Annotated in this window: 4 protein-coding genes; all 4 read right to left on the bottom strand. The window is 37.6% G+C overall.

Features of this window, described 5'->3' with window-relative positions; translation table 11 throughout:
- Positions 1–163: 163 nt before the first annotated feature.
- The 4 genes from HMPREF0669_RS07590 to hcp all read right to left on the bottom strand — a co-directional run bounded on the left by HMPREF0669_RS07590 (position 164) and on the right by hcp (position 12,133).
- On the bottom strand, positions 164–4,402 hold the full coding sequence (locus HMPREF0669_RS07590; protein ID WP_020967309.1) for a discoidin domain-containing protein: 4,239 nt from the start codon (positions 4,400–4,402) through the stop codon (positions 164–166).
- A 168-nt stretch (positions 4,403–4,570) separates the two neighbouring features.
- Positions 4,571–8,812: a discoidin domain-containing protein gene (locus tag HMPREF0669_RS07585; RefSeq protein ID WP_044045669.1), complete on the bottom strand. Its 4,242-nt coding sequence runs from the start codon at positions 8,810–8,812 to the stop codon at positions 4,571–4,573.
- Between the two features lie 232 nt (positions 8,813–9,044).
- The gene (locus tag HMPREF0669_RS07580; RefSeq protein WP_009228065.1) at positions 9,045–9,578 is read right to left on the bottom strand and encodes an RNA polymerase sigma-70 factor; all 534 of its coding nucleotides are present in this window, start codon (positions 9,576–9,578) and stop codon (positions 9,045–9,047) included.
- Between the two features lie 905 nt (positions 9,579–10,483).
- Positions 10,484–12,133 carry a hydroxylamine reductase gene (hcp, locus tag HMPREF0669_RS07570; RefSeq protein WP_009228067.1) on the bottom strand — a complete coding sequence of 550 codons (1,650 nt, stop codon included), beginning with the start codon at positions 12,131–12,133 and terminating at the stop codon, positions 10,484–10,486.
- Positions 12,134–12,240 lie beyond the last annotated feature (107 nt).

The following is a 12,240-nucleotide window of genomic DNA, read 5'->3' as shown; positions in this document are numbered from 1 at the left end:
GAATTTACCCTCATAAAAAGAAGAAGTGAGTTCTAACAAAATAGAACCCACTCCTTTCATTTTCACCCTTCTAACAAGATAGCTTTTAACTGCTAATAAGAGTGCTATTGCCCACTAATTAACGTGCTATTAACTGCTAATAAGGATGCTTTTGTTCGCTACATTATTTGATATATACTTTCTTAAATGTGCCGTCGGCATACTTAATGATGTTGATTCCCTTAACAGGAGCTGTGAGACGCAAGCCGTCGATGGTGTAGATACCCACGATGGTGCTGTTGCTTTCGGTCGTAATGTTCATAATTCCTGTTGTTTCTGAACTCTTCATAGACACGGCAAGCAATGTAGGAGTTCCACCTCTTAGCCTTTTAACAGAAATTCCTTTTAATTGTTTGCTTTCATCAATATCTATTTTATGTTCAAACAAGCGGAATTTATAGTTATCTTCTATAAGTTCTTCACGTATACCATCTTTATAACCACGCTTCATACGTCCTAATCCAGATTTAGCAGTGCCTTCACTGCCTCCAAACCAGTCGTAAATATAGAATTGATTAAATATTCCACGTGAGTTATCGCTGTAGATAGGAGTGATTGAAATACCGCCACTTCCATCGGCACATATTGCTAATACATATAGTTCTTTGGTGGTTATTGGTTCTTCGAACACAAGATTTCCTACATCAGAAGTACGCTTCAATACCAAAGCATTCTTGCTAGTGAAGTCGGCTAACTGATATTCGTTACCTGAAGTGGTGGTAATTAAACCTGATTCATCGCACAAAGAACCTTGCTCTTGAATTGCACTTGTATAAAGTACCCATCCTTGTTGATCGAGCGTATGAGTGGTATGAGCATCTGCTTTGCGTGCTTCTGCAATAACATCGGCATTCCAACCTTCAGAAATAGTTACAGGAACAACTCCATTTTTCGATTGCTTTACAGGTTGTTCAAATACTTCTACTTCTGAAAGAGCTGGGTAGCTATAAGGATAAAGAGTAGAAACTACTGCCAAATATTTTGCCTTTTCTGGCTTAGCAAAATAGTGAACAAGTGATGTTGCTTCTTTAATATCGCTAAAGGTGTGAATAGTTCTCCAGTCGTTTCCATTCTCACTCACCATAATATCAATTTCCTTGTTCACAAGAGCAGTTTCATCGTTCTCGTTTTCACCCTTATTATTATTAGGAATACTTACCTTTATCTTTGAAATATTAAATCTTGTGGGTGATTCGAAAACAGCCCAGAAGTCTTGACGATACTTGCATGCATCATCAAATTCTTCAAAACCAATTGCATTTGTGTCGCCATCGGTTAACTGAGTGGTTGTTGTAGAAGTGTAAGGAGCACTATAAGAATAATCTTCAGTATACTTTCTTAGAGTAGCAGTCATTCCTTTAAGTACGCTTTCTGCATTAGGATCGTCGGTGATAACGGCAATTTCGCATTCTTTAGAGGTGCCACCATTGTCGACAACCACTTTAATTTGAGATGTGCCAAAGCTATTTTGAGCAGTAACAGGGAAGGTAATTGTGCTTTCTGCTTGGTTTTCTCGAACTTGTCCAACAGTTGCTTTACCCTTTACCACTTTCACATTGTACTTAAATTCTGGTGAACGACTATCACCATTTAAGTTATATTTAACGGTAACGTCTTTTGTTTCGTTTGCATTCAACACCAATTCGCTTTGTGCTTCTAAGGTCATGTTACTTAAATTGGCTCCATATACCTCGAATTCCCATATTCTTAGAGTCATACCCTCGTCTGAATAAGGATTCAACTTCACATAGCGTGCTCGTGTAGGAGTGATGTTATCGCTCTTAATATTATCATTTGCACGACCCTTTTCGTCTACAACAAGAGTCCAGTTTTCAGCATCTTCGCTCACATAAATGCGGTATTTATCGAAGTTTTCGTTTTGTTCAGGACCCGACTTGCAGTCGAAAATCTTGAAACCATACAAACGATAAGAAGTCTTCAAGTCGATAACACATTCGTGGTTGGTACCGATGTGACACCATTTAGCAGACACTCCGTAAGGATTTTGCACACCATCAATGATGTTAGTAGGTGTTTCTCTGTTATTGGTTGAGCCGTTGAAGCTCTTCACAACACCCTTAATTGCCACGTTAGCAACCGAATTAAAGTCTGATTCGCTTAACACATCGAAAGCCGAGAAGGTTTCTTTTGTAGTGCCAATAGCGTTAGTTACCTCAATAGTGATGTCTTGTTTACCTTCTTTAAGGGCTGTTACTTCGATTTGAGGACCAACCAATGAACCATTATTAACTACTTGTAAAGAAGCAGGAAGTAACCACTTATAACCTGTTGGATTACCTGTTGCAATGGCTTTAAGAGTTACTTTCTCGCCCACTTTGATATAACCTTTCGAAGGTTTCACAATCACTTTAGGTGTAGTTGGTTTAGGATAGCTTGCTTCTAAGGTTTGAGCAGTTCCCTCAGAGCCGTCTTTCATCACAGGAACAAGTTTCACATCGAGCTTAAGGTCGTTGGCATTGCGTTCGAACTTAGGCACATAGAAAGCCTCATCACGGGTTTGTCCCACTAAAACATCTTTTCCATTAGAGGTCTTTGTGTAGATATCAAAGTGATCTAAATCGGCATTTTCTGCCCAATCCCATGTTAAACGAAGGTCGCCTCCGTTATCTCCAAGAGTGGTTTTATTCTCTAAATTCGTTACATTAACTGCTTGTGGTTGATAGTTTGCAGGTAACATTTTAAGCTCGCCAAGCCACAATGTATAATTAAAAATATTTATTTCGCTCTTTAAGTTGAGTGCCACCATATAAACAGTTTTACCCTTTACTTGGCTCAAGTCGTACTCGTCGATAGTCCAATCGCCTTCTTTTGTACGTGTAACGTTTTCTAACTTCACTAAACCAGTAGTAACACTACTCTCTGTTCCCAATTTCACTTCAACAGAATTTTCTGTAGTTGTTTTATAAACGAGGCGCAACTTGCCACCTTCTTTAATTTCTATTTGGGTTTTATAGAGACGCATAAGGTGGTCGCCTTGTGTGAGCGAACCATCTATTTTGATAGAGTTACTTCCGTTATAAGCCAAATCCCAATCGATAGATGGTGTTAATGATGAACCATTTTCAATCCACCAACGCCATGTTGGCATCACGCTTTGCATACCAGAATGATACCAATCTTGTGTATTGCGCTTTTCTCCTTTCACAAAACGATGTTTACCCACACCCACACAGAATGATGTGGTGAATGGAAGAGAAGTGATTGCAGAACGTTCGAGCACACAACCCGACATACCTGGCCATGCTTTGTAGCCCGATTCGGTATCGGCTTCGATAGAAGGGTTCTTTGAACGGTTCACCCAAGTGATGTCTTCATTATCGAAAGTACGACGAATTGCGCTATAAGCCACATCACCTTGTGCATTAGGGGTACCTAAATAGTCCTTAACATTGTCTTTCCAAATGCGTTCTTCGGGGCAGAATAGGTCTACAGATCCCACATGTCCGTCTTTAGGGAAGGCCTTTCTAAGGTCGATACCAAAGCCACACAAGCCTGCATACACTGTTTGAATACCGCAATAAACTTTTTTATAAACGTCACCAGCGGTGCAATTGAATTCTGGTGCTTGGCTTCTATAATCGCCAACGCTACCATATTCGAGGAATTGTGAGGTATTTTTATGCGATTTTAAGATATCGGCACTAGGAGTATTATCAGCATTATACCATTGAATTTCCATATCATGGTTGCCATCTGCCTCTGCATATCCATTGAATTCTTTAATGAATTGTGCCCATTCTGAAATGTGTCCGTGAGTGGTTTCTTCGTTGATAAACCAACCTTCGAAACCTAAGTATTTCGCAATTTCGTAGAGTTTCTTAGCAAATACATATTTTCCATTTTCTTGAACAAGCATCTCTGTAACCCAAGCACTATTGCCTCCAAAAGCGTGAGGAGGGAAAAATATCTGTCCAAGAACCTTCACTCCACTTTGATGGGCAGCATCGATAGATCCACTTGGCGGTGGAATGATGATACCTTCTGAAGCCGAACCAGCCCAATAAACCAGCTTATCCATGTATTGCCAGTAGGTGGGTTGATAGCCAAGGAAGTTGTTAGCACCTTGTGAAGGGCATAAACTACAGGTAGGAAAGAGGATTGTTGCGTTACAAACTTGTCCTTCGTAATATTGGTTTTTGTTTGCTTTCATGAGCGTTGGCTCTTGAAAACGTTTTGCCAAAGGAACCCTACTGCGGTTGAATTTTGCATCGGGATCGGTTTCAGGACTCCAGTTTTTCACCTTTTCTGGATGCCAACATCCTCCATAAGGTTGCTGGGCTTTCATGGCGTTGCATATCAACAACGACACAGCTGTTAAGCATATCCATCGATTAAACTTCATAATAAAATTGTTTTTGTTAGTTATTACTTTTTTGATATTTATTTTTTCGTTTCAGTAGGCCTTGTTAAAAGCTGTTTTTTTAGGCTCTTATTTTACTCAACCTATAATGAAATAAAGTGCAGCCCTTCATCTCGAAGAGCCACACTTCTGCTTTTTAAGCAAGAAAAACTATTTAATAAAAACTTTTTTCATAGTGCCATTAGATAGCTTCAAGATGTTGATTCCCTTAACAGGAGCGGTTAAACGCAAACCATCTATAGTGTAGATGCCAACCACTTGTGCTTCGTTATCATTATTTACATTGCTTATTCCTGTTGGAATAGCTGTTTTAATAGAGGCTGCAAGAAGGGTAGCTGTTGTTCCAGGTTTGGTGTTTCGCACCTTAATAGCCTTGATGCGCTTTTCAGGATTGATATTTATTTTGTGTTCAACCACTTTAAATTGTAGTTTATTAGAGTAGTCGCCATCCTTAAATTCATTGCGATTTTCTCTCTTTATTTTGCCCAATCCCTCTTTAGCAACATCAACTCCTGCCATACTCCAGTCGTCAATTCCAAAGTTTTCAGTACTACCTGTGGTTTCATCTTCATAATATGGAACTACCATCATACCACCTCTTCCACCTGTAGAAAGCACTAATAGATAAAGTTCGCTACCATATTGAGGTGTTTCGAAGGTGAGTTTAGGAAAGAATAATGTATTTTGTAGAACCAAAGCATTGCTCTTATCAAAGTCGGCTAATTGATATTCGTTGCCTGCTGCAGAGATAATGGTGCCCGATTCGTCACAAAGTGCACCTTCAGGTCTAACTTTTGAATTATAGAACACCCAACCATCATAATCTAATGCAACATTGGTATAAGTGCTAACAGGCTTATCTTCGGCAATAACATCGGCATTAAATCCATTTTCTATCTTGAGAGGAACTACCTCTGAGGCTGCTTTTCCTGTTTGTTCGAATGCTTCTACCTCGGTGATAGATGGATAGAAAAGAGGATGAAGGGTTGCAACCACTGCAAAATATTTCACCTTCTTAGCACGAGGAAGAATGTATTGAAGGGTAGATTCTTCTTTGATATCTTTGAAAGTATAGACAGTTTCCCAGTCGTTACCATTACTACTAATCATGAGGTCGATGTTTTTATAAACCAATCCCTCTTCTTCATTATCGTTTTTACCCTTATTCTTATTGTCAATTGTTATCTTAACCTTTGAAATATCCCATGTATCTTTTGCTTCGAACACGCTCCAAAGGTCTTGGTTGAATTTAGAGAAATCGTAAATATCACCACCGAAAGCAGACTTAGAAAGGTCGCCATCTGTTAGCATTTCGTTTTCGTATGTGCTGTAAGTTTCGTTGCTGTTGTAGTTAGTAGAATATTTTCTCACCTCAGCTTTCACGCCTTTTAATACGTTCTTTGCATTTGGATCGTCTACAATAACATTGAAAATGCGCTCTTTAGTGATGTTTCCGTTGCGCACAAGCACCTTCACTTTAGAATTACCTATCTTTGTTGATGCAGTGATAGTGAAACTAATAGTTGATGTTTCGGCATTGTGTTGCACATTGGTGATGGTTACATCGCCTTTATAAGGAGTTACCTCGCAGTTAAATTGTGATGAACGTTCATCTCCATTCAACATATATTTCACCTCTACATTGCGTTGTTCGCCTGCATTTAGAATCACTTGGTCGGGTGTTTCGATAGCCATTTTACTCAAGTCGGCTCCCATCACCTCGAATTCCCATATTCTTAGGGTCATACCTTTTTCAGAATAAGGATTCAACTTCACATAACGTGCTTTGCAAGGAGTGATATAATCTATTTTAACATCGTCGTTTAAGCGATTCTTTTCGTCAACAACAACAGTCCAATGTTCATTGTCTTCGCTCACAGAGATGCGATAGTTATTGAAGTTTTCGGCACGTTCAGGACCTGATTTACAATCGAATATTTTGAAAGCATATAAGCGATAGGTACCCATAAGGTCGATAACACATTCGTGGTTGCTGGCAATGTTACACCATTTTTTATGAATATCAGTTGGCTTTTCAACACCATCTATAATATTAATAGGTGTTTCGCTGTCACTTGCCGAGCCGCTAAATCTACTAACGCTCTTCTTTAATGCCACGTTTTTAACATCGTTAATGTCGGCTTCATTCAACACATCAAACACCACTTGTTCTGTTGATCCAGTGCCAATAACATTGGTTGCTTCTACTTTCACTTTCTGTGCTCCTTCTTCTAAGGCTTTAACAGTGATATAAGACTCGGTTAAAGATGCTCCACTTACAGGTTCTAACGATGCAGGAAGAGTCCATTTCCACGATGTAGGGTCGCCTGTTCCTTTTGCTGTTAGCTTTACAATGTCGCCTTTTTTAACGTAGCTATTATTGGTTTTAATGGTTATCACAGGCTCGGTGAGCTTAGGATAGTTCACTTTTAGTTCTTGAACATTGCTTTCAGAGCCATCTTTCATCACAGGAACTAAACGCACATTAAGGGCTTGGTCGCTACCATTGCGGTTAAATTTAGGTACATAGAAACCTTCGCCACGTGTTTGTCCAACAAGATGTTGGCTACCATTGTCGTTTACAGTATAAACATCAAAGTGATCGAAGTCGGTATTATTATCCCAATCCCATGTTAAACGAAGGTCGCCACCCTCTTCTGTTAAGGTTGTTCCGTTGGTTAAGTTCGACACATTCATTGCCTTAGGCTGATAAGAAGCGGGCAACATTGATAGCTCGCCTAACTTTAATTCGTAGTTAGAAAGTTCGCTATCGGTATTTAAGTCGAGCGCAATCATATAGATTGTTTTGTTGTTAAAGGTCGACAAGTCGTATTCATCAACAGTCCAACCATTTACATTGGTTCTGTTTACATTATTTAATTGTTCTAAACCTTCTGTTATATTACTTTGAGTTCCTAACTTAACATGAACAGAATTCTCTTTATTTGTTTTATACACAAGTTTGAATTTACCGCCATTGGTGATACCAATTTGTGTTTTATACAAACGCATAAGGTGGTTTCCTTGTGTTAATAATCCTGCTATTTTAATGCTGTTTCCAAAGTTATAGGCATCGTCCCAATCAAGACTAACTTTTAATTGGGTTCCATTTTCAATCCAATAACGCCATGTTGGCATTATACTTTGTGTTCCAGAGTGGTACCAATCTTGTGTATTGCGCTTTTCGCCTTTCACAAAACGATGTTTTCCCACGCCCACGCAGAATGAAGTTGTAAAGGGAAGAGAGGTGATTGATGAGCGTTCGAGTAAACATCCTGATATACCTGGCCATGAACTGAATTGCATTCCACCATTTGACATATCTGCAGGATTACCACTTCTATTTACCCAAACAGTTCTTTCGTTTTCAAACACCTTAGTAGTTGCTCTATAAGCTTCTTCTCCATTATCTTGAGGAGTGTCGAGAAGACGTCTCACTACATCTTTCCAAATGTGTTCTTCGGGGCAGAATAGAGCCACAGAGCCTACATGTTTGTCTCGTTTAAAAACATTTCTCAACTGATTTCCATAGCCTGTCATTCCTTGTTGCACGGCTTCTATTCCACCATATATCTTTTGCATGGTTTCTTCTTCAGTACAATTAAGTGTTGATGCCATGTGACGATAATCACCTACTCTACCATAATCGAGGAAGTGTGAGGTGTTTTTGTGAGCATTAAGAATTCGTGTATTAGGTCCTGAATGTGCTTGATACCACTGAATTTCCATGTCTTTATAACCTTCAGCATCTGCATATTCGTTGAATTGTCTGATAAATTCAACCCATTGGTCGATACTTCCGCCTCCTGTTTCTTCGTTGATAAACCAACCATCGAAACCAAAGTATTTAGCTATTTCAAATAGTTTCTTTGCATAAATGTATTTCCCATCTTGCTTAGTAAGCATTTGTTGCACCCAAATACGTTGTCCGCCATAAGCTGAAGGTGGGAAGAATATGTTACCTAACATCTTCACTCCGCTTTGATGTGCTGCATCGGTAGAACCGCAAGGGGGTATATTGATAATTCCTTCGTTAGCTGCTCCTGCCCAATATACCATCTTATCCATGTATTGCCAGTAGGTGGGTTGGTAGCCAATAAAGTTGTTTGCACCTTGAGAGGGGCACAAACTACACATGGGATACAATATAGTTGCGTTGCAAACTTGACCTTCATAGTATTGGTTTGGGTTGGCTTTCATTGACATTGGCTCTCTAAAACGCTTTGCCAAAGGCACTCTACTTCGATTGAATTTGGCATTAGGGTCGTTTTGAGGACTCCAATTTCTAATGTCATTAGGGTGCCAACAGCCATTATAAGGTTGCTGGGCTTTTACTCCATTTGTTAATAATAAGGATACAAAGGTTAATCCTATTAATTTTATAAGTTTCATAATAGTATTGTTTATGTTGGTTATTCGTTTTTTGAATGAGAGTGTCGACTGCCTATTTTTTTTAGTTATAGACAAAAGATAGAGTAGTTTTTTATGCTCTAACAACATTCTATTCGTTCATTAATGTCCTTTTTATACATAGTTTAGGTTTATATAATAGGTCGATTGCTATTATATAAACATTTCTAGAATAAAATATACTGAACAAAAAAAGATTTTTTTATACTTCGAACTATTTTTTTAATTGCTTTAGTTCGTTTCTTAATATTTTAAGAGCATGATAAATGTGCGATTCTACTGTTCTAATAGATACATCTAACACATCGGCTATATCTTCATTTCTCATATTATAGATATAGCTCATTTTGAAACTTTCTCGGCATTTTTCGGGCAATTCTTCTATTTTCTTTTTAAGAATATAACCCAATTCATTGTTTTCAAGTTTCTCAATAATTATTTTATTATGATCGTCTTCGAGCATATCCAATTGGCGTTGGTGCACTTCTTCAATCAATTTAATATATCCATGAACAGAATTTCGCCTATGTAAAATATTAATACACCTAGTATATACAGCTCGAAATAAAAAAGAATTGATTTTATCTCCTATTTCAATAAAATCTTTGCGTTTACAAATATCCAAGAAAACTTCTTCTAATACGTCCTCAGCATCATCATACCCCACAATCTTTTGTGCATAACAAAAGAGCATAGGATAGGTTTCTTTAAATAGTTTTTCTATGTTTTTATCAAGGTTTTCTTGCATTATTAGGCGATCATAGATAAATCATTGCAAATATAAATAAATTTGATGAACGATCAAAATATTTTTAATTCTTTCATTTTCTCATTATTACATATTGCTTTTTGATGCTTTTCTTTTCTATTTTTCTTTTGCTTTTATATTGCTTTAGGGGGCTTCTTTTTTTCGTCTTCATTTATTATCTTCTTTATTCTTCTTATCTTTTTTATAAATAATAGATAAATGATGATTACTATAATGGCTTGTTGATATTATGGATAAGTGTTGAAAAAGAATAAAAAACGATGCTTTTTGATACAAGTTATCCATATTTTTAATTGTGTTAAGTTGTATAATTGCATTTTGATAGTCAATGTTTTGTAGAGTTATTAACATTATTGACAAGCATTTTACATAGCTATTCAAAAGCAATCATTACGAATACATGATGTATGTCGATAAATAGTGGATAAAGTTTAGATAACTCTGTGGATATAAACTTTTGATTTTTAGAATGTTATCTATTGTTGATAATTGGGCAGTTATTATGTAGTTTTAAGAAAGTTTTAATGCAGTTATCATGTAGTTATTAGCAAGGTTTTCAACAAATGCACTACTTTTGGATAGTAATAAGATTACTTTTATTATATAAAAGCAATGATTATTGAAGACTATATCAATGTTATTGGAAATAAAAAAAATAAGACGATGAAATGATATAAAAAGATTTTGATGGCTAATGATGTGTTGCAGTTGAGTTGGATTAAAAAAAAGGAGACAAAAACTTATTGTTTTCATCTCCTAATATTGATACATTGTTTTTATTTTAATGATTGCTTTTTGTGTTGTATGAAATACAATTATTGTTTTATTTATATTGAAAACAATGTTTACGAATGAATTATAAGTAAGCTTTTCTACTTTTTTTATTATCCAATCATCTTCTGAAGGTCTTCTTCTACTGTTGTAATACCTCCTAATCCGAATTGTTCTACAAGTACTTTGAGTACTGCTGGCGAAACGAAAGCAGGAAGAGTAGGACCAATGTGAATGTTCTTAACGCCTAAGCTTAATAGTGCAAGGAGAACAATAACGGCTTTTTGTTCATACCACGCAATATTGAATGCCAATGGAAGGTCGTTGATATCGGCTGCACCGAATATCTCTTTCAACTTAAGAGCTACCACAGCCCATGTGTAAGAGTCGTTACATTGACCTGCATCGAGCACTCTTGGTATGCCATTTATATCTCCAAGATTTAGTTTATTGTATTTAAATTTAGCGCAACCAGATGTTAGTATCACCACATCTTGAGGCAATTGTTTTGCAAACTCAGTGTAGTAGTCACGACTCTTCATTCTTCCGTCGCATCCACCCATCACTACAAACTTACGAATAGCACCGCTCTTCACAGCTTCAACGATTTTGTCTGCAAGTGCAAATACCTGATTGTGTGCGAAACCTCCAATGATTTCGCCAGTTTCAATCTCTGTAGGAGCATCGCAAGTCTTCGCCAACTCGATTACTTCAGAGAAGTCTTTGTGTCCGTTTTCGTCTGCTTCGATGTGCTTCCAACCAGGGAAACCAGTAGAGTTAAGAGTGAAAACACGATCACGATAATTGTCTCTTGCTGTTGGAGGAACGATACAGTTGGTAGTAAAGATAATAGGTCCGTTGAATGCAGCGAACTCTTCTCTTTGCTTCCACCATGCGTTTCCGTAGTTACCAACAAGGTGTTTGTATTTCTTTAGTTGTGGATAATAGTGTGCAGGGAGCATCTCTCCGTGTGTATAAACGTCTACTCCAGTGCCTTCTGTTTGTTTTAATAGCTCTTCAATATCGTGTAAATCGTGTCCACTGATAAGGATTCCAGGGTTTTTACCAACGCCAATGTTCACCTTTGTGATTTCAGGATTACCATAAGAAGTGGTGTTTGCCTTGTCGAGAACAGCCATTGCGCTAACGCCTTTGCTACCAGTTTCGAGCACAATATTTAGTAATGTGTTCATATCTGCATTAGGATCGGCGATGGTTGCCAATGCTTTGTGTATAAAGTTGTTCACCTCTTGGTCGGCATAACCAAGTCTTCCAGCGTGTTCTGCATAGGCAGCCATACCTTTTAAGCCAAGAACAGTTAGCTCTTTTAACGAGCGAAGGTCTTCGTTTTCATTGCGAAGAATATTCTCTCTCAAGCTTTCTGCATCATAATCAGCTTTCTCTCCGCCCCAAGTAACTTCTTGATAGTCGGGAAGCTGAATATTGTTTTGAGAAGCGATAGCCAATAATTGCTTTTTAAGTGCCACACCTTTGTCTACTCTGCGCAAAATAGATGCATCGTCGAAGTTAGCATTTGTGATGGTACAGAACAACGAGTCGATAACGAAGCTGTCTACTCCTTCAACGCTTTGAACATTGTTTTGACGCAAAAGATGCTCGATAGTAGAGACGCCTCTCACAACTCCTAAAAGTAAATCCATATAGTTTGAGGTTGAAGCTTCTTTGCCACAAACTCCTTTAATGGTGCAAGCCACACCCTTAGCTGTTTCCTGACATTGGAAACAAAACATCTTATTTTCCATAATCTTTTTGTATAATTTAATCTTGTTGGGTGCAAAATTAGATCTAAAAGAAAACCCCAAGAGTAACAATTGTTACTTTGGGGCTATAAAAAAAGTTAAGTTTAATA

Origin of the sequence: Prevotella sp. oral taxon 299 str. F0039 (assembly GCF_000163055.2) — a bacterium.
In the GTDB taxonomy this organism is placed as follows: Bacteria; Bacteroidota; Bacteroidia; order Bacteroidales; family Bacteroidaceae; genus Prevotella.
This window is presented reverse-complemented; position numbering and strand designations above follow the sequence as displayed.

Coding starts and splice junctions, on each gene's coding strand:
- HMPREF0669_RS07590 (WP_020967309.1), bottom strand. CDS start 4,402: ATGAAGTTTAATCGATGGATATGCTTAACAGCTGTGTCGTTGTTGATA.
- HMPREF0669_RS07585 (WP_044045669.1), bottom strand. CDS start 8,812: ATGAAACTTATAAAATTAATAGGATTAACCTTTGTATCCTTATTATTA.
- HMPREF0669_RS07580 (WP_009228065.1), bottom strand. CDS start 9,578: ATGCAAGAAAACCTTGATAAAAACATAGAAAAACTATTTAAAGAAACC.
- hcp (WP_009228067.1), bottom strand. CDS start 12,133: ATGGAAAATAAGATGTTTTGTTTCCAATGTCAGGAAACAGCTAAGGGT.